This window comes from Hydrogenophaga taeniospiralis (assembly GCF_020510445.1).
Taxonomy (GTDB): domain Bacteria; phylum Pseudomonadota; class Gammaproteobacteria; order Burkholderiales; family Burkholderiaceae_C; genus Hydrogenophaga.
Map to the genome: position 1 here is coordinate 1,512,372 of NZ_JAHBAG010000001.1, position 24,219 is coordinate 1,536,590.

Genomic DNA, 24,219 nt, shown 5'->3' on the forward strand with positions numbered 1-24,219 from the left:
CCCATGTTCGGCCACCTGAGCATCCACAAGCGGCTCACGCTGGTCCTCTGGGGGACGGCCCTGTTGGCGTTCGTCGCGGCGGGCGCCGGGTTGCTGCTCTACCAGGCCCTGACCCTGGAGTCTCGCGCCCGGCAGATCATGGAGCCCTATGCGCAAATGGTCGCCGTCGGCACCGACGCGGCCGTGGCCTTCGCCGACCCCGTTCGGGCGCAGGAGATTCTCGACACCCTGCGAACGAACCCACAGATCCGGGAGGCGGAAATCGTCCTGGACGACGGGCGTCGCCTGGCCGGCTTCAGCAGCACGCCGGACGCCATGCTGCGGTCGCTGCCAGACAAGCCGGACGGCATCTACCTCGGCTCCGATGCCGCGCAACTGCTGCAAGGTCTGCCGAAAGGAGGGCGCCTGCGCATCAGCATGGGGCTGGAGCAACTCAGCGAGCAGACGCATCAGGCCATGTGGATCTTTGGCGCCGGCATGCTCGTGCTGCTGGCCGCCACGCTGGTCCAGATGGCGGTGCTGCGCCGAACGATTGTGCGGCCCATCGCTTCGCTGACCGAAGCGACCGAACGGGTTCGCGCCGGGGCGGACTACACGCACCGCATCCCGGTCTCCGGTGCCGACGAGCTGGCCCGGCTCGGCCAGAGCTACAACGCCATGCTCGATGGCATCCAGCAGCGGGAAGACGACCTGCGCCGGCTGGCGGCCTTCCAGCGCGCGATTCTGGCCAACGCGGCCTACGGCATCATCTCGGTCACGCCCGAGGGAACCGTCACTAGCTTCAACCCGGCCGCCGAGCGCCTGCTGGGTTACACCGCCGACGAGGTCGCCGGAAAGCACACGCCCGCGCTTTGGCACGACCCCCAAGAGGTGGCGCAGCATGCCCGGTACCTGTCCTCGGATCTGGGCGAGACGATCGCGCCGGGATTCGAGGCGTTCGCGGCCCGCCCGCGCCACGGCCTGCCCGAGGAAAGGGAATGGACCGTCACCCGCAAGGACGGGGCCCGCGTACCGGCGAATCTGTCCGTCACCGCCTTGCGGGACGAGGGCGGCGGCATCACCGGATTCGTGGGTTTGATCTACGACCTCACCGAGCGCAAACAGGTGGAAGCAGAAATCCACCAGCTCAACCTGGAACTTGAACAGCGCGTCGCCGAACGCACCGCCCAGCTGACCGAGGCCAACAAGGAGCTGGAAGCCTTCGCCTACTCCGTTTCGCACGATCTGCGCTCGCCGCTGCGGCACATCGACGGATTTCTCGGCCTGCTCAAGGAGGAGTTGGCCGCCACACTCGATGCGCAGAGCCAGCACTACATGGACACCATCTCCCGGGCGGTCAAACGCATGGGGACGTTGATCGACGACCTGCTGTCCTTCTCGCGCATGGGCCGCCAGGAAATGACCAAAGGGCCGGTCGATCTGGGTGCCCTGGTGAAGGACGTCATCCACGAGTTCGAGCCGGAGGCCAAGGACCGGACCATCCACTGGCGCATCGGGGAGCTGCCGGTGGTCGTCGGCGACCGCGCCATGCTGCGGGTCGTGCTGGCCAATCTGATTTCAAACGCCCTGAAATTCACCCAGACGCGCGAGCAGACGGCCATCGAGATCGGTTGTCTGCCCGACCAGTCCGGCCACGAGAACGAAACGGTCGTCTTTGTGCGCGACAACGGCGTCGGCTTCGACATGCGGTACGCCAACAAACTGTTCGGCGTCTTCGAACGCCTGCACAGCTTCAAGGAATTCGAAGGCACGGGGATCGGCCTGGCCAACGTGCACCGCGTCGTTTCCCGGAACGGCGGCACGACCTGGGCCGAAGGCAAGGTGGACGTCGGCGCGACCTTCTTCTTCTCGCTCCCGCGGGAAAAACCGATGGCGGCCGCACCGATCGCGCCGAGCAAGGCGGCGGTGTCACAACCCTGTCCCACGCGCGAGGGCCTGATGGCACCCGTCGAAAGCGAGACCAGATGACCGCTCTCACCCCACCCGACACCCCCAAACGCGCCGTGCTGCGCCACATCCGCCCGTCCGACCTGAAGGCCGCGGTGCAGCTGGCCGCGCAGGCGGCGCAGGGTGTGATCAACATGGCCGAGGGGGTGCACCAGTCGGTGCGCCATCGCCTGGGCTTGGCCAGCGGGGCGGAGCCAGAGCAGACCGGGGGGGTGACCGGGCGCGTGTACCAGGGCGTGCGCGGTGCGACGCGGTTGGTGGGCCACGCCACCGACGCGTTGTTGGGCGCGCTGCTGCCGCTGCTGGACGACCCGGCCACGCACCCCGAGGCCTCGCCCCAGCGCGAGGCGGTGCTGGCGGCGTTGAATGGGGTGCTGGGCGACAGGTTGCAGGCCGCGCACAACCCGCTGGCCTGGCCCATGGCGCTGCGCCGGGGCGGCGAGACGCTGGCGCTGGACCCGTCGGCGGTGCTGGCGGCGCAGCTCGGCACCCACGCGAGCCCGCACCTCGTGCTGCTGATCCACGGCCTGTGCATGAACGACACGCAGTGGCGCCGCGCCGGGCACGACCACGGTGAACATCTGGCTCAGGCGCTGGGCTGCACCCCGGTTTACCTGCGCTACAACAGCGGTCTGCACACCTCGGTCAACGGGCGCGAACTGGCGCTGATGCTGGAGCAACTGGTGGCGGCCTGGCCGGTGCCGCTGCAGCGCATCACCCTCCTGGGCCACAGCATGGGGGGGCTGGTGGCGCGGTCCGCGGTGCAGGTGGCGCGCAGGGCGGGCCTGCACTGGCCGGGGCTGTTGCGTGAGCTGGTGTTCCTGGGCACGCCGCACCACGGCGCGCCGCTGGAGCGCGCGGGCCATGGGGTGGACCTGCTGCTGGCCGCCACGCCGTTCACCGCGCCCTTTGCCCGGCTGGGCAAATTGCGCAGCGCCGGCATTACCGATCTGCGGCACGGCCACGTGCAGGACGCCGACTGGCAGGGGCGCGACCGCTTTGCTTCGCCGGAGGACCACCGCCTTGTGTTGCCACTGCCCGAAGGCGTGGCCTGCTTCGCCGTCGCGGCGACCCTGGCCGGCCAGCGTGGGCTGCTCGCGGACCGGCTGACCGGCGACGGGCTGGTGCCCTTGCGCAGCGCGCTGGGCCAGCACGACGATCCGGCGCGCCGGCTGGTGTTTGCGAAGGACAGCCAGCGCATCGTCTACCGCACCGGCCACCTGGATCTGCTTTCCAGCCCGGCGGTGGCGCAGCAGCTCCTGCACTGGCTGGTACCCACGGCCTGAGAGGCTGAGTTTTTCCCGGCGAAGTTGGCACGGGACTGGCTTTGGTGTGTGCATGGACCAGAGTCATCAAATGTCAGTGCAACGGGATCAGCAACTGTTCGAGGATTTGGTGCGGCCCTGCACCGAGATCGATGCGGCAACGGCAGGCCGGCCCGCGTGCAGCAGGCCAGTCGATTGCAGGTGGGTTTGTCACGTGTTGAAAGATCGGCCGCTGGGCTCGTCCTCGTCGGGGCGTGACAACATTTCCCACTCGCGTGCCCAGGTGCCGTATGAACGCCTGGAGTTGGCCAAGTTTCTGAACTATCCTCCCCAGACATGATCAAGGTCGCCCTGCTGTTGATGTCTGCCTGCCTGTTGGTCGGCTGTGCGTCTTACGACCCCCTCGTCGCGCGTGACCTGGAACCGGGTCGCCTACCGCCGCCCGACGTCACGCTCAGCATTGCCGGCCTGGGCCCCTGCACCGACAACCCGGACCGCCGCCTGCACCTGAAAGCGGGCGAGCCGGTCACCGTGCTGGTCCACGGCTGTTTCGGATCTTCGGGCCAGTTCCGCGCGCTGGCACAGGTGCTGGCCTTCCAGGGCCAGCAATCGGCCTGCTTCACCTACGACGACCGCGCGGCGCTCGACGACAGCGCGGGTGCCCTGCGCAGCGCCGCCACGCAACTCGCCGCGCTGTCTGGCGGCCCACCCGTCACCATCGTCGGTCACAGCCAGGGCGCACTGATCGCGCGCAGAGCGCTGACCGATGCACTGGAGCCGGCACCGTCATTGCCAGCCCCCCAGGCTGTGAACTGGCGGCTGGTGACCATCTCCGGTCCGTTCTCCGGCATCGACGCGGCCAGCACCTGTGGCAAGAACTGGCTCTACCCTCTGACGCTGGGCCTGTTGCCGCTAAGCTGCCACATCTTCACCGGCCCAAAGTGGAAAGACATCACGTTTTCGTCAGACTTCATCACCGAGCCCGGCCAGCTGCTGGCGGGGGTCAACTACCTGAAGATAGACACCGATGAAGAGGGCACTTGCCGCCGAGAAGCCGACGGCCGTTGCCTGGAAAGCGATGATATTTTTTCGTTGACCGAGCAACGCAATGCACGGGTCGAAACCGGCGCCGCAGTGGACCGCGTGCAGGTGCAGGCCGGCCATGTGGAGATCGTGGGCGACAAGCTGCAGGCGCCGACCAAGCTGATCACGGTGCTGCAAGACAAGGGGGTGCTACGCCCCCTGGCCGCCAGCCGCCGGGCTGCGTTTGAGCGGATGTTGGCGGTGGCGTATGGCCTGCAGTCGGACGCCTTGCGCAGGCCGGCGGTCTCCCGTTGACACTCTGTTGGCAAAGCATGGGCTGCCGCGCCGCACCGATCCATTCGTTGTTGACCTGAACCACGGGCTTGCTGCGCATCGGAATTTCAATCCCCTTGGACCCGGCCAGGCACGGCCGGGGAACAATCTGCCGTAGGCTGAGAGTTTTTCCCGGCGAAGTTGGCACGGGACTGGCTTTGGTGTGTGCATGGACCAGAGTCGTCAAACGTCAGTGCAACGGGATCAGCAACTGTTAGGCGCGCGGCTCGGCCCCCGGGCGCCGGCAGATCGACGCAGTGGCGGACAAGACCTGTATGCGCTGGCGCTAGAAAAGCGAAAACTCCTCAGCCTCTGAGCGCTGGCCGGGTGGGGGCGGGCTGAAAAGCCCGGCGCCCGAGCCCGCCGCCTCAGAACGTGACCACCACCTTGCCGAAGGCGCCACGGGCCAGGTGGTCCAGCGCGGCGGGCAGATCGCTGGCCACGTAGCTGGCGGCGATGGTGGGCGTGAGCCTGTTCACGTCGATGGCGCGCACCAGGTCTTCCAGGGCCCGGCGGTGCCCCACGCCGATGCCCTGCAGCACGGCCTTCTGGCGGATGACGGGGTAGGCCGATGTGGAGATCCGGTCGCCGTCGAGCACGCCGATGACCGACAGCCGCCCGCCCGGCGCCAGGGCCTGCAGCGAGCGTTCCATGTTGGCACCGCCCACCAGCTCCAGCACGTGGTCGGCGCCGTGGCCCTGGGTCAGCGCGTGCAGCTCGGCCACCCAGTCGGCATCGCGCGCCAGCGCGTGCGTGGCGCCCATCGCCAGCACCTGCGCGCGCTTGGCCGGGTCGCCCGAGACCACCACCGTGCGCGCCCCGTGCAGTCGCGCCAGTTGCAGGCCGAACAGCGCGACACCGCCGGTGCCGTGGATCAGCACGGTCTGGCCAGCGCGCAGTGCGCCCTGTTCGATCAGCGCAAACCAGGCCGTCAGCGCCGCGCAGGGCAGGGTGCTGGCCTGGGCGGGGCTCAGGGTGGCGGGCGCGGCCGCGACCCATTGGGCGTCGAGCAGCACGTGCGTGGCCAGCATGCCCGGGCCGGGGCCGCCCAGCGGGAAGACCTCGGGCGTGGGCCTGCCGTCGAGCCAGCCCGCATAAAAAGTGCTGATCACTTCGTCGCCCGCTTGCCAGCGCGTGACGCCGTCGCCCACGGCCAGCACGCGGCCGGCCATGTCGGAGCCCGGTGTCCAGGGGGCGGTGAAGGGCGTGCCCATGCCGTTGTCGATCATCAGCAGATCGCGGTAGTTGAGCGACGCGGCGGCCACCCGCACCAGGATCTGGCCCGGCCCGGGGGTGGGCATGGGCGCTTCGACGCAGCTGAGGTGCTGGCGGCCGTAGGCGCCGAGTTGCCAGCGGGAAAGGGTGGGGGGTGCATCGGTCATGGCTGTGATTTCGGAGGGAGGGTTGGAGAGAGCGACCGATGCTATTGGTTCCTTGGTTGATCGTGTGGTGGATAATTTTCAACATACTGGTGATCTGGAGTCGTCAATGAGCGAGCGTTTTCGGGGGGTGGAGGAGTTCGTGGCGGCGGTGGAGGCCGGCAGCTTTGCCCAGGCGGCGCAGCGCCTGCACATCACGCGTTCGGCGGTGGCCAAGAGCATCGCGTTGATGGAGTCGCGCCTGGGCGTGCGGCTGTTCCACCGCACCACGCGCAGCCAGAGCCTGACCGACGAAGGCGCCGCCTGCTACGAACGCTGCCGCCGCGCGCTGCAGGAACTGGAGGCCGCGCGGCAGGAGATCGACGCGGGCCGGCTGGTGCCCACCGGGCGGGTGCGCGTGTCCCTGCCCGACGTGGTGGGGCGCCGCTGCGTGGTGCCTTTGCTGCTGGAGCTGGCGCAGCAGCACCCCGAGCTGGTGCTGGAGGTGTCGCTGAACGACCGGCGCGTCGATCTGGTGGAAGACGGGGTGGACGTGGCGCTGCGCAGCGGCGCGCTGCCCGACAGCGCGGTGCTGTCGGCGCGCCCGGTGGGCCACCAGTGGATGGGGCTGTACGCCGCGCCGGCCTACCTGGCGGCCCGGGGCCGGCCCACTGGCCTGGCCGACCTGCGCGCCCACCAGGCGGCGCACCGCTTCATCGTCTATGGCCGTGCCGGGGCCTCCGGCCTGTGGCGGTTCGGTCAGGGCGAGCGGCCCGAAGACACCCTGCCCATTCCCGCGCCGGCGCTGGTGTTTGACAGCATCGAAGCCATGAGCGCCGCGGCCGTAGCCGGGCTGGGCCTGGTGCGGCTGCCGAAGTGGCTGGTGGCGCCGGCCGTGGCCGCCGGGGAGTTGGTGCCGGTGTTCGACGAGCCGGTGCCGTTCGGCTTCCCCATGCACCTGCTGTGGCCGCACAGCCGGCGCCTGCCCCTGAAGACCCGGGTGGTGCTGGACCTGCTCGGGCAACGGCTGCCCGGTCTGTTGGCGGCCTCTTGAAACCGCGCCGGCCACCCCGGAGATTTCAGAATGTCCGGGTCAGTACACCAGCGAGCACCTCCAGAAGCTGCTGGACGAACAAGGCATCACATGCAGCATGAGCAGGACTGGCGAGGGTTGGGACAACTCGGCAATGGGGAGCTTCTTCAGTTCGCTCAAGACCGAACACACGGCCAGGAAGGTGTACCGACTCAGACGTGTTCGACGACATCGAGTGCTTCTACAACCCAATGCGCGCGCATTCGACGCTCAGCTATCTCAGTCCCGTGCAGTTCGAGCAAGCTCAAGAAGCTTAGGTCGGTGTCAACGGAACCGGCAGCAGCCCATTCCAGGCAAAGCCCGCGAGGCTACCCACATCGGGTGGATGAATTTGCGCAACACCGCCAAGGTGGCACACGGCATCGTTCCGGCATCGTGAGCGCTCATTCCGGTCACCCCGCAAATCGGTCACGTTGCTCCGGAATATCCTGCTGTTTTCCCGGCTTAGCCAAAGAAGTCCTGACCGAGTGTTCCTGCGAGCCGCTCCTTGAGGCCCGATGAGAACTCACGAACGACGGGAAACGGGCTTTGGAAGAGCTTGATGTTGTTGATGAGGCCAGACTCATTCCGAGTGAGGATGGTGACGCCGGCGATCGGCTTGCCACCGTGGACGCCACCCCACTCAAGGTACGTCTTCGCACCGTCAACAGTCTCCGCAGTGAACACGAAGTCTTCGTACATCGTGCTCGTCGCGGCAAAGAACGCCCCGATGAGTGTCGGGCCGATCACGGCCTTGCTGAGGGCTGAGGTCTGAAGGCTGACGTCAGCGGTGAACGCCGCCGCAAAGTCGCTCGTTCCCTTCTTCTTGACGATTTGCATCCATGCCGTTCCCGGTGGGTTGGTGCCAGTAGTCATTGTTATCTCCCAGCTCGTGTCTGCGTCTTCGCAGAGGGGTGCGCCCGTTGGCGCGGACTGAAAAGCGCTGCTGCGCTTTGTCGGATGTGCGCGGTAGTCGCTACCGCGCAAGTGATGCTTCAGCTCACTTCAGGTTGACGAAGGTCGCTGGCACCCAGTCGTACCCAGTGCCGGCGTCGGCCTTGCGAACACGGCCCAGGCCAGGGAACGGCATGTGGGCGGCGGCGATCATCGTCTTGTCCGCAGCGAGCTTCACCAGAAGGTCTTCACGCGTCTTGATGGCCATCTCGCCGTCTGAGTCGAAGGCGATGCCGATTTCCGGGTGCGGCATCTGGACGGCGATGACGTGAGTGACGTCGCCCCAGGCCAGCAGCGACTGACCCTTGGAGGAAATCATGTAGCCGGTGTGACCGGGCGTATGGCCGGGAATGGCATAGGGAGCAATGCCGGGGACGATTTCGCTCATGCCTTCGAACGGCTTCCATTTGCCGGCAGCGATGTAAGGCGCGGCGCCATCCTGTGCCATCTTGAAGAAGATTTTTGCTTCTTCCGGGGCCTTGGCGGCGATGTCCTTCGACAGCCAGAAGTCGGCGTCGGCCTTCTTCATCACCACGGTCGCGTTCGGGAAGACGCGTTTCCCGTTCTTGTAGATCCCACCAACATGGTCAGAGTGAAGATGTGTCAGCAACACCTGATCAACCTGCTCCGGCTTGTAGCCGGAGGCCTTCAAGTTCTGCACGAGCTTGCCCAGCGTGGGGCCACCCCAGTGGCCGCCTGCACCCGTATCGATGAGAACGAGCTTGGAGCCGGTGTTGACGAGGTAGCCTTGGACGGTGGCCGGGACATTCTTGGGATCGTTCTGGAAGGAGCGCGCCAGAAGGGACTGGATGAGCGCTGGATCGCCATGCAGGAGGCTGGAGTCGATGGCGCCGCCGCCGTCAAGGAGCGCGGTGACTTCATAGTCGCCAATCATCGTGCGATAGAAGCCCGCAACCTGCTTGTGCTGCATCGGCGCTTCAGCTTGGGCCGGTGCGACAGCAACGAAGGTGCTGGCGAATGCCAACGATACCGCGAGCACGGTGCGCGAAGTGAAATTGGAGAGTTTCATAGTGTTTCCTATCCGTTGGATGTGGTGGGGTACGTACGCAATGATCTTCAGCGGACCGCCAGCGCGTCGTGCCATGTCGTTGTTGCCATCTCTTTGGTCGCCCGCACGACCGAGTCGCCGCTGTAACCAGAGATGAAAGCCGCGCGCATGTTCGATTCCTCTGTCGATTTGCCAAGACCTCTTTTGTGATTGCATTATGCAAGTGGTCGAATGATATTCGAACATCTTGCATAATGCAAGTAGAAATTCAAGGAGAGTGGCTGTGCCGCAAACAAGACGATCGGGCTGCCCGATCAACCTGACGCTTGAGCAGATCGGCGACCGCTGGAGCCTGATCGTTATCCGCGATGTCATGTTCGAGAACAGGCGCAGCTATGGCGCCCTGCTGGAGCAAAACGAGGAAGGCATCGCCTCGAACATCCTCGCAAGCCGGCTCAAGCACTTGATCGCCTCTGGCCTGCTGACACGAAGTCCGGATCCGAATCATCAGCAGAAGGGGATCTACAGCCTCACGGAAGCGGCCATACAGCTTGTACCTCTGCTGGCCCATGTGGCTGCGTGGGGCATTCGGCATACGCATCCGAGCAAGGAGGCGTCTTTGCGCTCGCAGCGGCTGGAAAAGGGCGGCCCATCGCTATGGAGCGCCCTTATGGATGAACTGCGTTACCTGCATCTCGGTGCACCGCGTCCGGCGCGCTCAGTATTGGGCGAGCTCGGGGCCGACAGCGAGAAGGAAATGGCTAACTAGCTGCATGCAGGGTTAAACAAGGGCGAGGCCCGCAATGCGCGGGCCAGTGTGAACCTATACCCGATTCAGTACCGCCCTGAAGTAGAAACTGCCGGCTCCTCTGATATCGCTGTTGCTGCCTGCAGGCAGCAACAGCGCGCGAATTCGGCAGGTGTCGCCCACTCCAGCGCCGACAAGTTCTGGAAGCAGCTCAACCGCGAAGGCCTTGCCATTGCCCGCTGCACGGTCGAGCGGCCAATGTGGCGCCTGGGTTTGCAGGGCCTGCGCCGTGGCACTCCCCGAACGAAGAACGGTCCTGCCCTGGCGGGTTACGGAGCCATCACCATGGCCAACGCACTCAAGAAAACAGCGATGAAGCTACCTACCCAGCTATGGCAGTCATTGACTTGGGGTCGTGGCAAGGAGCTGTTCGGCCATGCACGGTTCACCATCGAGTCCGGGGTCAAGGTCCTCTTTGCCGATCCTCGCAGTCCATGGCAGCGCTGTACGAGCGAGAACACGAATGGGCTGCTGCGCCAATACTTCCCCAACGGCACCGACCTTGAATAACAGGGGGCGCAAGACGTTGGGTTGGAAGACACCGGCTGAAGCGCGGAATGACTACCTAAAATCCGCTGAACACCCCGGTGTTGCGACGGCCGGTTGAATCCACCCTGCGTGCCAGTGCCAGAATGCCGGTCCGCGCGATGCGCTATTCGATCCGGTGTCCCCCGGTCGGTCGTTTTCCAGCCAATTCACATCATGAGCAAACAAACCCTGTCGTTTCAGGCCGAGGTGGCGCAACTGCTGCACCTCGTCACCCATTCGCTGTATTCCAACCCCGAGATCTTCCTGCGCGAGCTGGTGTCCAACGCGTCGGACGCCTGCGACAAGCTGCGTTTTGAAGGCCTGAACAATGCCGCGCTGTTTGAGGATGCGCCCAACCTCGACGTGCGCGTGGCCTTCGACAAGGACGCCAAGACCATCACCATCACCGACAACGGCATCGGCATGAGCCAGGCCGAAGCGGTGGAGCACCTGGGCACCATCGCCAAGAGCGGCACCAAGGACTTCATGAGCCACCTGAGCGGTGACCAGAAGAAAGACGCTCAGCTGATCGGCCAGTTCGGCGTGGGCTTCTACTCGGGCTTCATCGTGGCCGACAAAATCACGGTCGAATCGCGTCGCGCTGGCCTGCCGGCGGCCGAGGGCGTGCGCTGGACCAGCGGTGGAACCGGCGACTTCGAGGTGGAGGCCATCGAACGCGCCGCGCGCGGCACCACCATCACCCTGCATGTGCGCGAGGACAAGACCGAGTTCCTGAGCCACTGGAAGCTCAAGTCGCTGATCACCAAGTACTCCGACCACATCAGCCTGCCGATCCTGATGCAGAAGGAAGAGTGGGACGCCGAGAAGAGCGAGTACGTGCAGCAGGACGCGTGGGAGGCGGTGAACTCGGCCAACGCACTGTGGGCCCGCAGCAAGAAGGAGATCTCCGACGAGCAGTACGCCGAGTTCTACAAGAACCTCAGCTACGACCAGGAGGCGCCGCTGGCCTGGAGCCACAACCGGGTGGAAGGCAGCACCGAATACACGCAGCTGCTCTACATCCCGGCCAAGGCGCCGATGGACCTGTGGAACCGCGACCGCAAGGCCGGCATCAAGCTCTACGTCAAACGCGTCTTCATCATGGACGAGGCCGAGGCGCTGATGCCTTCGTTCCTGCGCTGGGTCAAGGGCGTGGTCGATTCGGCCGACCTGCCGCTCAACGTGAGCCGCGAACTGCTGCAGGAAAGCCGCGACGTCAAGGCGATCCGCGAAGGCAACACCCGCCGCGTGCTGGCCATGCTGGAAGACCTGGCGAAGAAGGACGTGGCGCCCAAGGCCGAGGAGGGCGTGGACGGTGTGACCGACGTGGTCAGCGCCGAGGACAAGGCCGCGGCCGAGAAGGACGTGGGCAAGTACTCGGCCTTCTACGCCGAGTTCGGCTCGGTGCTGAAGGAAGGCCTGGGCGAAGACTTTGCCAACCGCGAGAAGATCGCCAAGCTGCTGCGCTTTGCCTCGACCACCACCGACATGGTGAGCGTGAGCCTGGCGGACTACAAGGCGCGCATGAAAGAAGGCCAGGCCGCCATCTACTACATCACCGCCGACAGCCTCGCCGCCGCCAAGAACAGCCCGCAGCTCGAGGTGTTCAAGAAGAAGGGCATCGAGGTGCTGCTGATGGCCGACCGCGTGGACGAGTGGGCCGTGTCGCACCTGCACGAGTTCGACGGCACGCCGCTGCAGAGCGTGGCCAAGGGCGCGGTCGATCTGGGCACTTTGCAGGACGAAGAAGAAAAGAAAGCCGCCGAGGCCGCGGCCGAGAGCTTCAAGCCGGTGCTGGACAAGCTCAAGGAAGCGCTCAAGGACAAGGCGCAGGACGTGCGCGTGACCACCCGTCTGGTGGATTCGGCGGCCTGTCTGGTGGTGGGCGAGGGCGACCTCTCCAACCAGCTCGCCCGCATGCTCAAGGCCGCCGGCCAGCAGGCGCCCGCCAGCAAGCCCATCCTGGAGGTGAACGCCGAGCACCCGCTGGTGAAGAAGCTGGACGGCAGCGCGCATTTCGACGACCTGGCGCACATCCTGTTTGACCAGGCGCTGCTGGCCGAAGGCGGCCTGCCGGACGACCCGGCCGCCTACGTCAAGCGCGTCAACGCCCTGCTGGTGTGACGCTGGTCGGCAACGGATGATCCAGAGGCACTTCGGTGCCTCTTGTCTTTTGGGGCCATGGCGGATCGGGCGTGCCAGGCGGCGGTGACCGGTCGCTTACCATCGGCAGGCCGGCGGCGCAGAGGCCCTTGCGTCTGGCTGGCGCCCGGCACCCCGGCACGCGATCCGCGCCCGGTGGGCTCCCGTTTCCCGATCATCTGACCGAAACCCCGCGAATGAAGCACGCAAAAACACTGTTCAAGGCACTCATGTACGCGGCCGTGCTGGCCTCGTGCGTGTATTTCGTGCTGGCCATCAAGACCCATGTCGCGAACCTGCCGCCCATCGCGTTCAACGTCCAGACCCTGGCCGTGACCGTGCTGAGCACGGTGGCGGTGGTGGTGACGCACTTTCTGGGCACCCACGTCTGGCGCCTGCTGATGTCCGACCAGGGCTACCGGGTTCCCATGCGGCTGGCGGTGCAGGTGTTCTTCATTTCGCAGCTGGGCAAGTACCTGCCGGGCAACGTCGGCCAGTTTCTGGGGCGCGGCGTGCTGGCCAAGTCCACCGGGATTCCGGTCGGGGTGGCGGTGGGCACGGCGGTGTTCGAAGGCATCTGGAACCTGGTGATCAGCCTGTCGCTGGCCTTGCTGTCGACCTGGGTGCTGTGGGACCTGGTCACCGTGCATTCGGTGAACCCCCGGTTTGGCCAGCAGGCCGGCTGGCTGCTCCTGCTGGCGCTGGTGCTGCCCTGGCTGAGCATCAAGGTCCTGAACGCCGTGTTGCCGCAGTTGAGCCGCAAGGTCGGCGGCGGGCAACTGCTGCGGCCACCCCGCCTGAAAACCTCCCTCCTGGTGTCCTTGCTGATCCTGGTCAACTTCATGCTGCTCGGGTACGTGCTGAAACTGCAGTCGGAAGTGTTCTTTTCCACGCCGCCGGTGGAGTGGCTCAGCATCACCTTGCTGTTCAGCAGCGCCTGGGTGGCCGGGTACGTCGTGCCCGGCGCGCCCGGTGGCCTGGGGGTGCGCGAGGCCATGATGGTGGTCCTGCTCACCCCGCTCACGGGCGCCCCCGTGGCGACGGGGCTGGCGGTCAGCATGCGGCTCACCTCGCTGCTGGGCGATGGTCTGACCGTGCTGGTCGGGGTCCTGGGGCGTTACATGCGGGGCCAGGCCGAAGTCAGCCGGCTGACCTGACCTGACCTGACCTGACCTGACCTGACCTGATAGGTCGAGCGCCGGCTGACAGCGGCGCGGCTCCATGCCCATGCATGCCCCAGGCGGGCTGCATGGGTTTTTTCATGGGATCGAAGGGGTTGGCGCGGTGGCGCGCGGCATGTCCGGGCCCATCGGTGGCCATTGGAGGGGGGTAACACATAGCGTCGTGTGAGATGACTACACTGGGCATCGGGGAGTCCTTTCAGGGACGGGGTTCCGGCGCCGTCTCTCCACCTGATCAAACGGTCTCAACGTGTACCTACAGCGCCCCTTCGATAACGTCGTCACCTTCCGCAACAGCCAGGGCGAGAGCGCGCGCGGTTCCCTGACCAGCCTGCAGCGGCGTTCGCTGGTGATGGAGATCTACAACCCTTACTCCATCGTGCAGGTCAGTGAGGTGTTGTCGGCACTGACCATCCGGTCGGGTGAACGCATCATTTACGACGGCAAGGCGGTCGTGGTCAGCCTGCTCAACACCGGTCTGATGGCGGTGGTGTCGGTGGCGTTGATCGATGAATGGTCCGACCTCAACGCCATTCGCGGCGACATTCACCAAGTGCGCGGCGAGGCGGAGCGTTTCGTGTCCGACTGGGAGGGACGCTTCAGGATCAGGCAGAGCTACCAGGTCATGATCAGCGAATTTCGTGCCTTTCTGGCTGACACCGCACGCTGGGCGGATCAGGCCGACTTGTCATCCTTCCTGCCCCGCGAGGCCGATGGCCGTATCCGCGCGGATGTGTTCGACGAGCTGTCCGCGCCCATCATGGAGAAGAGCGCGGAGTACCTGGTCTGGCTCGAAGACGAAGGCCCGCGCGTGCCACTGGAGGACTCCGTGGCACACCGCAACTTCGCACAGACCTCGCTGCACCCCTTGATGCTGCGTGCGCCCTTCGTCTACCGCACCTTCACCAAGCCGCTGGGTTATGCGGGCGACTACGAAATGGTCAATCAGATCCTGGGTGACCCGCGCCAGGGCCCCAACACCTACTTCCAGATCGTCAACGCCGCATTTCTAAAGGCAGGTGTCGCCCAGGCACATCGCAACCGCATCGATATTCTGGTCGAGTCGCTGTTGCGAGTCGCCCAGCAAGCGCGGCGCGAAGGCCGCCAGGCACGCGTGCTGAATGTGGGTTGCGGCCCGGCCGTGGAGATTCGACGCTTCATCGCCCAGGACGAAAATCCGGACAGCATTGCCTTCACGCTGATGGACTTCAGCGAACCGACGATCGAGTACACGCGGAGCAAGATCGCCGAGGCTGCTCGCGAGACTGGCCGACGGGTGCAGGTCGAGTTCGTCAAAGAGTCCGTGCACGACCTGCTGAAGCGCACCAGCCGGCAGGCGCCTGTTCCCGAAAGCGAATCCCTCGATTTCGTGTACTGCGCGGGCCTGTTTGACTATCTTTCGGACAAGGTCTGCTCTCGACTGCTGCGGTATTTCGTTTCGCGCGCGCAAGCCGGAGGGCGGGTTCTCGTGACCAACGTGCATTCGAACAATTTGCAGAAGACTCTCATGGAGCATCTGCTGGAATGGCACTTGATCTACCGCGACGAGGTGGGGCTGGAGTCTGTCCTGCCGCCGGAGCGGCAGGACACTTCGATCTACACAGACGCCACGGGTCTCAACGTCTTCGCCGAGTTCCGCGTCCCAACGATATGAGGGCCCGATGATGCTCAGCTTTTCGCAGTTCCAGGTACCTGGATTGTCGCCCTACCACGCGGAGCAAAACGAGTATCGTCGGGCGTATTCCAAGGGCACCGCGCTGGTGGCCTCGCTGCTGATCGTGCTCGGCTTGGGACTCGATTTCTCGCTATACAACGAGTTATTTGTGGTGCTGGCGCCGGTGCGTATCGGGACTGCGCTGGCAATCCTTCTAGTCTACTTGGTATTGCGGTCGCGCGTAGGCGCTGCCTGGGTCAGTCCGCTCACAATGCTCTGGCTTTCGATGCCGCAGTTGATGATCAGCTGGATGATCTGGCGCACGGAAGGTGATCGGTCGATCTACTTCGTGGGTCTGCACCTGGCGCTCTATGCCACAGGCATCATCCTGCCAGTGCGTTTTTTCGAAAGCCTGGCTTTCGGACTTGGCACGCTGGCGATATACGTTGCCGCCTGCGTGTTGCATCCGGGCGGCATCCAGGACGCATACCGATTTATCGGTTACTCGTTGTTTCTCCTCACAGCGGCTGTCCTGAGTTCCTTCTGCACGTATTTCAACGAGCGCGGTCGATTCAGCCTGTTCGCGCTGCGCCGCGAGGTCGCCGACCAGAACAAGGTCTTGATGGAGACCAATCGCACCTTGGCCGAACTCAAGGGCCAGTTGATCCAGCGCGAAAAAATGGCCGCCATCGGCACGCTCTCGGCCGGTCTGCTGCACGAGCTGAACAACCCGGTGAACTACAGCCTCATGGCGATCAACATGGGGCTGGCCATGCCGGTCGCCGCCGCCGATGCCATGCTCAAGGAAAGCTTGCAGGACGCCCGCGAGGGCATGCAGCGCATCCAGAACATCGTCTCCGACTTGAAGACCTTCGCCTACCAGAAACCCGGTGAAAACAGCCAGCGCCCCTTCCTGCTGGAAAACGCCATCCGCTCGGCGCTGCGCCTGGCCGGCTACGAGCTCAAGGGCATCGACGTGTCGGTCGAGATGCCGCAGGACACGCACGTGCTGGGGGACGAGCCGGCCATCATTGGAGTGCTGATCAACCTGCTGAGCAACGCCGCGCACGCGGTGCAGAAGGCCCAGCGCGAGCAACCGCAGATCGCGCTGCGCGTGCAGGCGCGCGAGGGGCGCCTGTGGGTGTCGGTGCGCGACAACGGCCTGGGCATCGAACCGGCCAACATCGGACGCGTGTTCGAGCCCTTCTTCACCACCCGCGACGTGGGCGCCGGCCTGGGGTTGGGCCTGAGCATGAGCTACGGCATCGTGCAGCGCCATGGAGGCACCCTGATGGTCGAGAGCGAGCCGGGTGCCTGGACCGAATTTGTCTTTGATTTACCGAGGCCACCCGCATGAACTCCAACCCCGCAGGCAGTTCGCCCGCACAGATGGGCACGTACGCCATCCTGATGGTGGACGACGAGCCGCAGGCCTGCAAATGGTTTGCGCGCATGTACGGCGACGAGTTCTCCGTCCTCACGGCCGGCAGCGTGGACGAAGCGCTGGCCCTGCTGGAGCAGCGCGGGCACGAGGTGGCCGTGCTGCTCACCGACTACGCCATGCCGGTGCGCGACGGCGTGACCCTGCTCAGCGAGGTTCGGCAGCGCTTTCCCCACGTGGCGCGGCTGCTGGTGTCGGCCTACGCGGACAAGGACGTTGCCATGTCCGCGGTCAACCAGGGGCATGTGGAGGCGATCCTGGAAAAGCCGCTGGACGAGGCCCTGACGCGCCAGGTGCTGCGCGAGGCGCTGGCCTCCAGCGTGCGGCGCGCGCGCGAGCACGCGCTGATCGAGCGCCGCGCGGCCACCCTGCGCGAGACCCTGGGCTTCCTGGCGCACGAAGTCACCACGCCGCTGGCGACGGTGCGCGGCTACCTCGCGGCGATGCGCGAGCGCCACCGCGACCTGCCCGAGGGCGAGGCCGGCATGGCGCACATCGCGCAGCAAAAGCCCGGTGAAGTGCTCAAGATGATCGAGGCGGCGCAGCGCCGTGCCGATTACGCGCAGTCCCTGGTGTCCACCTTTGTGCTGACCGCGCGCGACGCCTACCGCCGAGAGGCCTCCGAGAGCCTGCTTGCCAGCGATCTGGTGGGGGCCGTGCGCGACGAATACCCGTTCGACGGCGACGAGGCGCAGTGGCTGACCTGCGACCTGGCGGCCGATTTCCGCCTGCCGGGCCGTCGTGACCTGCTCTACCTGGTGCTGTGCACCCTGGTGAAGAACGCGCTGCTGGCGCTGCGCTCGGACTTGCCCGCGCAGCCCGGGGTGCTCATCGCGCTGCTGCGGGCGGTGCCCGCGCCGGGCCTGCCCGAGCAGGCCGCCATCTGCGTGAGCGACAACGGCCCGGGCGTGCCGCCCGATGTGTTGCAGCGCCTGACCCGGGAGCCCGTGACCACGCGGGCCGATGCGGGCGGCAGCGGCATGGGCCTGCTGTTCTGCCGGCGTGTGATGACCACCCTGGGTGGCTCCATCGACGTGCGGTCCGAACCGGGTCAGGGCACGGCGGTGACGCTGTATTTCCCATCCACCGACGACTTCAAACCCGAGGAGGCTCCATGAAGCCCACCAAGATCCTGTATGTCGACGACGAGGCGATGGCCTTGAAGTATTTCGAGCGCCTGGTCGGCCCGCTCGCACCGGTGCTCACCGCCGGCTCGGTGGAAGAGGGGCGCGCGATGTTGCGCGACCACGGCGACGAGATCGCCGTGCTGGTGTGCGACCAACGCATGCCGGGCGAGCGGGGCAACGAACTGCTGCGCCACGCCCGCGAGTACTACCCCGGCATCGTGCGCATGTTGACCACCGCGTACTCCGAGCTGGGCGAGGCCATCGAGGCGATCAACACCGGCGAGATCTACCGCTACATCAACAAACCCTGGGAACTGGACAGCCTGCGGGCCGACCTGCGCAACGCGCTGGAGCTGGCGGACTTGCGCGGCGAGCGCGACGGCCTGCTGCGCGACAAGCTGCTCGCGCAGCAAGGCCAGCTGCTGGGCAACCGCCTAGCCGCGCTGCTGATGGTGGGCGCGGCCGTGCACGGCGAGGGGGCCGAGCCGGCCCTGTACCGCTTTGCCCAGACCGCGCTGGCCGCGGGCTGCACGGCACCCGCACTCGACTGGAACCACTGGGACCACGCCGACCTGTTGCAGGCCGAGGCGCGGCGCGGCGCGTCGATCGCCGCGCAGTTGCGGCTGTGGCAGGAGCGTTTCGGTCCACGGAGTGACGGCGCCACGGCGCTGTCCGCGCTGGCGCAGGCGGTGGGGGGGGAGGTGCAGGACGACAGCGTGCGGCTGAACGACGCGGTGCCCTTGACGGCACTGCTGTCGGCACCGGCCGGCGCTGCCGCCAGCGAGGCGCAATGTGCCTGGCTGGCCTGGTTGCTCTGGCAGGGCGGGGGCGCGCAGATCGAAGCGGTGGACGGCGCCTGGCGCGTGAAACCCGCGAGCGCCGAGACGCCGCCTGTTGACTGGCTGGCCGATGCGATGGAGCGCGTGGGCGGTCATGCCTGAGTTCCGGGCCGCAGCGGGCGGGTGACCCCCAAAGGGCGCCACCCGCTGCCATGACCCGGGGAGGCGATCAGGCGGCCAGAGCGATCGTCACGTCGATGTTGCCGCGCGTGGCGTTGGAGTACGGGCACACCTGGTGCGCGGTGTCCAGCAGGTCTTGCGCCACGGCGCGGTCCATGCCGGGCAGGCTCACGGTCAGGCGCGCGGCGATGCCGAAGCCGGCCGGGATCGGGCCAATGTCCACTTCGGCGTCGATCGACGCGTCGGCCGGAACGGCCACTTTCTTCATGCCCGCCACGTGCTTGAGCGCGCCCATGAAGCAGGCCGAATAACCCGCGGCGAACAGCTGTTCGGGGTTGGTCGCATTGCCGGCTCCACCCATGGCCTTGGGCGGGGACAGCTTGATGTCGAGCAGGCCGTCGTCGGTGCGCGAGCTGCCTTCGCGGCCGCCGGTGGTGTGGGCGCGGGCGGTGTAGATCACTTTGTCGAGGGAGGTTGCCATGGTGGTTCCTTTGAGGGTGGTTGCTTCAGCGAAGCGGGGTGAAAAAGAGGTGTTTAGGCGACGAGCCGGTTGCGCAGCGCCTGGATCTGGTGGGTCAATGCCATGGCGTCGGCCACTTCGCATTGCGTGGCCTGCAGCACGCAGCCCGGCAGGCGGGCGGCGCGGGCCTTGAGCTTGCGGCCGGCGGCGGTGAGGCGGATCAGCACCCGGCGCTCGTCCTGCGCATCGCGCAGCCGGGAGACCAGACCGGCCGACTCCATGCGCTTGAGCAGCGGGGTGAGGGTGCCCGAGTCGAGGTAGAGCCGCTCGCCGAGCTCGGAGACGGTCGGACCATCCTGTTCCCACAGCGCCAGCAGGGCGAGGTACTGCGGGTAGGTCAGGCCCAGCTCGTCGAGCAGGGGCTTGTACAGCTTGGTCATGGCCAGCGACGCGGAGTACAGCGCAAAGCAGAGCTGGTTGTCCAGCCGCAAGGCCTGATCGGTGTTGAGAGTGGGTGTTGCCATGGGGTGAACTGTAGATGGCAATTAAATTGTGTGCAATTGAATTGCTAAAAACCTTTTTAAATACAGGGTCATCGCGGAGCGCGACACGTGACGCGCGAAGTGGTCCAGCCGGGGCCAGCGCGGAACCGACTTTGCCGGGCCGCTGCTGGCGCCCCTTGAGGGGGGGCGCGAAGCGCCGCGGGGTGGGCACTCCTCTACACCATCAAGGGCGCGCCCTGCATTTCCTCGATCTGCTCGACCAGCATGTCGACCTGGCTTTGCCAGTAGTCGCGGCTGCCGAACCAGGGGAAGTTGACCGGGAAGGCCGGGTCCTGCCAGCGGCGCGCCAGCCAGGCGCTGTAGTGGATCAGGCGCAGGGTGCGCAGCGGTTCGATCAGCGCGAGTTCGCGCCGGTCGAAAGGGCGGAACTGTTCGTAGCCGTCGATCAGCGCGCCGAGTTGCTGCGTCTGCTGGCGCCGGTCGCCGCTGAGCAGCATCCACAGGTCCTGCACCGCCGGGCCGGTGCGCGCGTCGTCCAGGTCCACGAAATGCGGGCCGGCGCCGGGCTGGCCTTCGGGGGTCCAGAGGATGTTGCCGGGGTGGCAGTCGCCGTGCAGCCGGATGCGGGCGATGCCGCCGTCGTTTGCTTCCTCCGTGGCCGCGCCGGGCGCCTGCGGAAGCAGCGCCGGGTGCGCCTCGATCAGCGCCAAGGCTTCTTGCAGGGCCTCGGTCCAGGCGGTGCGCACCTCGGGCGCGATGGCGTCGTGTTGCAGCAGCCAGTCGCGCGGCTCGTGCGCGAAGGTGGTGGCGTCGAGCGCCGGGCGGCAGACGAACGGGCGCGATGCGCCCACCGTGTGGATGCGCGCCAGAAAGCGGCCGATCCATTCGAGCACCTCGAAGTCGTCCAGCTCGGGCCGGCGCCCGCCGCGGCGCGGGCTCACGGCAAAGGCGAAGCCGCCGAAGTGGTGCAGCGTGGCCCCCTGGACCACCAGCGGCGGCACCACGGGGATTTCGGCCGCCACCAGTTCGGCCGCAAAGGCGTGCTCTTCGGCGATCTGTTCGTCGCTCCAGCGCTCGGGGCGGTAGAACTTGGCGACCACCTGCTCGTGCCCCTCGTGCGGCGTTTCCAGATGGATCTGGTAGACCCGGTTCTCGAAGCTGTTGAGCGCGGCCATGCGCCCGTCGCCCCACAGGCCGATCTGGCCCAGCGCGTCCTGCACCACGTCGGGGGTGAGGGCGGTGTAGGGGTGGAGGTGGGGGGCATCGGAGGTCATGGGCGATTGTCGCCGCGCCGGGTGGGCGCCGCCATAGCCCTCGCCTATGATCGGCGCATGTCCAAAGCCGCCCTGAAAAAACGCCCGCCCCAGACCCTGGAGGAGCAACTGCCCGAGCTGCGGCCGGGCCAGTCGGTGGAGCTGCTCAAGGAGCTGCACATCCTCACTCGCGAGGGCAAGCTCAACCAGGACACCCGGCGCAAGCTCAAGCAGGTCTACCACCTGGTGCAGTTCATCGAACCGCTGCTGGCCGAGGTGCTGAAAGAGCGCGGCGACGTGACCCTGGCCGACCACGGCGCGGGCAAGTCCTACCTGGGTTTCATCCTCTACGACCTGTTCTTCAAGGACAAGCCGGTGGGCCACGTGTATGGCGTGGAATCGCGCGCCGAGCTGGTGGAAAAGTCGCAGGCGCTCGCGACCCGGCTGGGCTTCGAGCGCATGGCCTTCCTGGCCACCACGGTGCAGCAGGCGCTGAGCCACCTCGAGCTGCCGCCGCGCATCGACGTGGTGACCGCGCTGCACGCCTGTGACACCGCCACCGACGATGCAATTCGCTTCGGTCTGGCCAAGCAGGCGCGCTTCATGGTGCTGGTGCCGTGTTGCCAGGCCGAGGTGGCGGGCGTGATGCGCAGCAACAAGGCGCTGAACCTGGCACGCACGCCGCTGGCCGAACTCTGGCGCCACCCGCTGCACACGCGCGAGTTCGGCAGCCAGATCACCAATGTGCTGCGCTGCCTGCAGCTCGAAGCCCATGGCTACGGCGTCACCGTGACCGAGCTGGTGGGCTGGGAGCACTCCATGAAGAACGAGCTGATCCTGGCCCGCAAGGCCGGGCCGGACCACACCGCGCAACAGGCCCGGGCCCGCGCGCGTCTGCAGCAGGTGCTCGAAGAACTCGGCCTGCAGGCCCTGAGCGAACGGTTCCTGGGCGGCTTGCAGGCTTGACTATTTCCCGGCGGGTTTGGCGGGGACGGAGGCCGCCGGCGTGGCGGGGCCCCCCAGGCGTTTGCTGATCGATTGTTCGAGCTGCTTGAGCTTGGGTTCGACGGTGCCGCGCGTGTCGGCCAGCAGCTTTTCCTGCAGGGCCTTTTGCATGCTGCCCGTGAGCTGCATGTATTTGGCGTAGACCGGCGACTCCAGCAAGGTCACGATCTGGAGCAGTTCGGCTTCGCTGAACTTCTCTTCCAGCAGACTGCCGACCGTGGTGGGCGCGAGCTTGACGGCGCGGGTGGTCACCAGCGGCACGGTCTCGTTCAGGTATTTGGCGGTGTCGGCCTGGATTTCCTTGGCCACGGTCTCGCGCCGGTCGGCGCTCACCGCGTTGGGCAGGATGACGTCGGCGCGGTCGAGCAACTGGGCCGCGGGCTGTTCGGCCATGGCGCGCGCCAGGGCTTCGATGCCCGGTTGTTGCAGCTTGAGCAGGCGGGCCACCAGCTCTTTCTTGGCGGCCGGGGCCGGGGTCTGGGCGCTGGCGCCGGTGGCGGCGATCAACAGGGCCAGGGTGAGGGTCAGGGTGTGCAAGGGTTTTTTCAGCATGGCGGATGGTACCCACATCGCCGAAGCGCGGATGTAACCAGCCATGTGCACCGCCGCTGGCCCCCGGGCTACCATGGCGCCATGCTTGCTCTGCCTGTCTTGTGGTTGCCCGCCCGCCTGAGCCGCTTCGCCGTGGGGCTGGCGATGTCGTTGGGGCTGGGGGGCTGTGCGGTGATGGACGGCGCCGGGCCACCGGTGTTGTTGCCCTCGGACCCTGCCACGCAGCAGTGCCTGCAATGGTTCGAGCGCCTGGACGCGGTGACCGATGCCCACCATGTGCGCGACGGTGGCGCGGCGCGCATCGCGGGCTTCCCGTTTTTGCGCACCGACCGCCTGCTTGCCTCGTTTCGTGACGAAGCCACGCGCAGCGACGCGGCTTTCCAGGCCTGGGGCGCGCGCCTGCGGGCGCTGGACGCGCAGGCGCGGGCGTTCGAGCGCGCCCACCTGCCCGCCGCGGCGCTGGCCGAATTGGGCGTGCCGGACGTGGCCAGCGCCGGCGCGCGCGCGCAGCGTTGCGCCGACACGCTGTGGGCCGAGGTGGTGGCCCACCCGGCGCTCAGGAGCACCCTGGCGCAGCGCGCGCAGGTGCCCGACGACTACAGCGATTGGCGGCGGGCACTGGGGCTGTACCCGCTGACCCGGGGGCCGTTTTTTGCCGGCGTCGAGCGCTGGCAGCAGCGCTGGAGCGCTACCTTTGCTCACACACCCGCGCGAATCGATACCACTGCGGGCTGGCAGCGCCATGTGCCGGCCACCGCATCGGGGTCGCCCGGTGGCGCCGAGCTTGCGGCCCTGCTCGGCGCCGTGCCCCGCGACGCGCTGGGCATCCCGACGCCCGACGCGGCCACCACGCAGCGCCTGCTGCAGGCCCATGCCCCGGTGCTGGTGATCCAGAACCGGGGCGCGCACGACCGGTTGGGCCGCCTGCACTGGGGCGAAGGCCCGGCGCCCCAGGTGGACGCCAGCCAGCCCGTGGTCTACCAGCGCCTGGCCCACACGCGGTTCGGCGAGCAGACCCTGCTGCAACTGGTCTACAGCGTGTGGTTTCCGCAGCGCCCGCCTGAGGGCGCGCTGGACCTGCTCGCCGGCGCCGTGGACGCGGTGGTGATGCGCCTGACCCTGGCACCGGACGGCCGCGTGTGGCTGTTCGACAGCATTCACGCCTGCGGTTGTTACCACCTGTTCGTGCCCACGCCCGCGCTCGTGCCCCGGCCGGCGCCCGATGCGCGCAGCGAGTGGGCCTTCGTGCCCACCACGCTGCCGGCGATGCGCGTGGGCGAACGGCTGCGGGTGGTGATCGAGTCGGGCAGCCACATGGTGGTGGGCGTCGCGCCCGAACCCGCGGCCAACGCAGCGGCCGATGGCACGGCCCCGGCCCAGACCTACACCTTGTCCGATGAAGATGGCCTGCGCAGCCTGCCCGGCGCCGACGGCCGGCGCCGCAGCGCGTTCTGGCCGCATGGCATCATGCCCGGCACCGAGCGCGGCGAACGCCTCCTGTTCTGGCCCATGGGTATCGAGAGTCCGGGTGCGATGCGACAATGGGGCCGCCAGCCGACGGCCTTTGTCGGACGGCGGCATTTTGACGATGCACGGCTGCTGCAAGAGCGGTTCCGGTTGCAACCGTCACTCGGCGCTCCCTGAG

General features: G+C 66.8%; 20 protein-coding genes and 2 pseudogenes. 15 read left to right on the forward strand and 7 right to left on the reverse strand.

The genetic code is table 11. The features are described from left to right. Positions 1-3 precede the first annotated feature (3 nt). The 3 genes from KIH07_RS07365 to KIH07_RS07375 all read left to right on the forward strand — a co-directional run bounded on the left by KIH07_RS07365 (position 4) and on the right by KIH07_RS07375 (position 4,550). Positions 4-1,968, forward strand: coding sequence for a PAS domain S-box protein (locus tag KIH07_RS07365; RefSeq protein ID WP_226491352.1), 1,965 nt, complete (start codon positions 4-6; stop codon positions 1,966-1,968). Next, positions 1,965-3,233, forward strand: a complete 1,269-nt coding sequence (locus tag KIH07_RS07370) for an esterase/lipase family protein (RefSeq protein WP_226491353.1) — start codon at positions 1,965-1,967, stop codon at positions 3,231-3,233. Before KIH07_RS07365 ends, KIH07_RS07370 begins: the two co-directional genes overlap by 4 nt. Before the next feature lie 315 nt (positions 3,234-3,548). Beyond that, positions 3,549-4,550 carry an esterase/lipase family protein gene (locus KIH07_RS07375; RefSeq protein ID WP_226491354.1) on the forward strand — a complete coding sequence of 334 codons (1,002 nt, stop codon included), beginning with the start codon at positions 3,549-3,551 and terminating at the stop codon, positions 4,548-4,550. Between the two features lie 386 nt (positions 4,551-4,936). Here KIH07_RS07375 and KIH07_RS07380 read toward each other — a convergent pair whose 3' ends face one another. Further along, positions 4,937-5,950 carry a zinc-dependent alcohol dehydrogenase family protein gene (locus KIH07_RS07380; protein WP_226491355.1) on the reverse strand — a complete coding sequence of 338 codons (1,014 nt, stop codon included), beginning with the start codon at positions 5,948-5,950 and terminating at the stop codon, positions 4,937-4,939. 106 nt (positions 5,951-6,056) lie between these two features. Here KIH07_RS07380 and KIH07_RS07385 point away from each other — a divergent pair, with 106 nt between their 5' ends. Both KIH07_RS07385 and KIH07_RS07390 read left to right on the forward strand, forming a co-directional pair. Next, positions 6,057-6,980 carry a LysR family transcriptional regulator gene (locus KIH07_RS07385; protein ID WP_226491356.1) on the forward strand — a complete coding sequence of 308 codons (924 nt, stop codon included), beginning with the start codon at positions 6,057-6,059 and terminating at the stop codon, positions 6,978-6,980. Positions 6,981-7,005: 25 nt separating this feature from the next. Then, a pseudogene (locus KIH07_RS07390) lies at positions 7,006-7,276 on the forward strand (IS3 family transposase); the annotation flags it as partial. A gap of 187 nt (positions 7,277-7,463) precedes the next feature. Here KIH07_RS07390 and KIH07_RS07395 read toward each other — a convergent pair. Both KIH07_RS07395 and KIH07_RS07400 read right to left on the reverse strand, forming a co-directional pair. Next, positions 7,464-7,838 carry a hypothetical protein gene (locus KIH07_RS07395; RefSeq protein ID WP_226491357.1) on the reverse strand — a complete coding sequence of 125 codons (375 nt, stop codon included), beginning with the start codon at positions 7,836-7,838 and terminating at the stop codon, positions 7,464-7,466. Positions 7,839-7,998: 160 nt separating this feature from the next. Next, the gene (locus KIH07_RS07400; protein ID WP_226491358.1) at positions 7,999-8,982 is read right to left on the reverse strand and encodes an MBL fold metallo-hydrolase; all 984 of its coding nucleotides are present in this window, start codon (positions 8,980-8,982) and stop codon (positions 7,999-8,001) included. 262 nt (positions 8,983-9,244) lie between these two features. On the opposite strand from KIH07_RS07400, the gene KIH07_RS07405 reads away from it, so the two are divergent. From KIH07_RS07405 to KIH07_RS07440, 8 genes and pseudogenes are all read left to right on the forward strand, one after another. Beyond that, positions 9,245-9,730 (forward strand): winged helix-turn-helix transcriptional regulator, encoded by a 486-nt coding sequence (locus KIH07_RS07405; RefSeq protein WP_226491359.1) that lies wholly within the window; start codon positions 9,245-9,247, stop codon positions 9,728-9,730. A gap of 276 nt (positions 9,731-10,006) precedes the next feature. Next, positions 10,007-10,376 (forward strand): annotated as a pseudogene (locus KIH07_RS07410) (IS30 family transposase); the annotation flags it as partial. Between the two features lie 95 nt (positions 10,377-10,471). Continuing rightward, positions 10,472-12,421, forward strand: a complete 1,950-nt coding sequence (gene htpG, locus KIH07_RS07415; RefSeq protein WP_226491360.1) for a molecular chaperone HtpG — start codon at positions 10,472-10,474, stop codon at positions 12,419-12,421. Positions 12,422-12,636: 215 nt separating this feature from the next. Next, the gene (locus KIH07_RS07420) at positions 12,637-13,596 is read left to right on the forward strand and encodes a lysylphosphatidylglycerol synthase domain-containing protein (protein WP_226491361.1); all 960 of its coding nucleotides are present in this window, start codon (positions 12,637-12,639) and stop codon (positions 13,594-13,596) included. Between the two features lie 274 nt (positions 13,597-13,870). Then, positions 13,871-15,274 (forward strand): methyltransferase domain-containing protein, encoded by a 1,404-nt coding sequence (locus KIH07_RS07425; protein WP_226491362.1) that lies wholly within the window; start codon positions 13,871-13,873, stop codon positions 15,272-15,274. Between the two features lie 7 nt (positions 15,275-15,281). After that, complete coding sequence (locus KIH07_RS07430; protein ID WP_413465715.1) at positions 15,282-16,631, forward strand: sensor histidine kinase; 1,350 nt, start codon at positions 15,282-15,284, stop codon at positions 16,629-16,631. Then, positions 16,628-17,833: a hybrid sensor histidine kinase/response regulator gene (locus KIH07_RS07435; protein WP_226491363.1), complete on the forward strand. Its 1,206-nt coding sequence runs from the start codon at positions 16,628-16,630 to the stop codon at positions 17,831-17,833. Before KIH07_RS07430 ends, KIH07_RS07435 begins: the two co-directional genes overlap by 4 nt. Beyond that, positions 17,830-18,783 (forward strand): response regulator, encoded by a 954-nt coding sequence (locus KIH07_RS07440; protein WP_226491364.1) that lies wholly within the window; start codon positions 17,830-17,832, stop codon positions 18,781-18,783. Before KIH07_RS07435 ends, KIH07_RS07440 begins: the two co-directional genes overlap by 4 nt. 67 nt (positions 18,784-18,850) lie before the next feature. Here KIH07_RS07440 and KIH07_RS07445 read toward each other — a convergent pair whose 3' ends face one another. The 3 genes from KIH07_RS07445 to KIH07_RS07455 form a co-directional block, all read right to left on the reverse strand. After that, on the reverse strand, positions 18,851-19,282 hold the full coding sequence (locus KIH07_RS07445; RefSeq protein WP_226491365.1) for an organic hydroperoxide resistance protein: 432 nt from the start codon (positions 19,280-19,282) through the stop codon (positions 18,851-18,853). Positions 19,283-19,335: 53 nt separating this feature from the next. Then, a complete protein-coding gene (locus tag KIH07_RS07450; RefSeq protein ID WP_226491366.1) occupies positions 19,336-19,785 on the reverse strand; it encodes a MarR family winged helix-turn-helix transcriptional regulator in 450 nt (149 codons plus the stop codon). Between the two features lie 194 nt (positions 19,786-19,979). Beyond that, entirely contained in the window at positions 19,980-21,038 is a 1,059-nt protein-coding gene (locus KIH07_RS07455) for a serine/threonine protein kinase (protein ID WP_226491367.1), read from the reverse strand. A gap of 57 nt (positions 21,039-21,095) precedes the next feature. Between KIH07_RS07455 and KIH07_RS07460 the strand changes: the two genes are divergently transcribed. Further along, positions 21,096-21,983, forward strand: a complete 888-nt coding sequence (locus tag KIH07_RS07460) for a class I SAM-dependent methyltransferase (RefSeq protein ID WP_226491368.1) — start codon at positions 21,096-21,098, stop codon at positions 21,981-21,983. On the opposite strand, the gene KIH07_RS07465 is transcribed toward KIH07_RS07460, so the two are convergent. Further along, positions 21,984-22,559 (reverse strand): hypothetical protein, encoded by a 576-nt coding sequence (locus tag KIH07_RS07465; protein WP_226491369.1) that lies wholly within the window; start codon positions 22,557-22,559, stop codon positions 21,984-21,986. A 96-nt stretch (positions 22,560-22,655) separates the two neighbouring features. Between KIH07_RS07465 and KIH07_RS07470 the strand changes: the two genes are divergently transcribed. After that, positions 22,656-24,218: a hypothetical protein gene (locus tag KIH07_RS07470; RefSeq protein WP_226491370.1), complete on the forward strand. Its 1,563-nt coding sequence runs from the start codon at positions 22,656-22,658 to the stop codon at positions 24,216-24,218. Position 24,219: the final 1 nt, after the last annotated feature.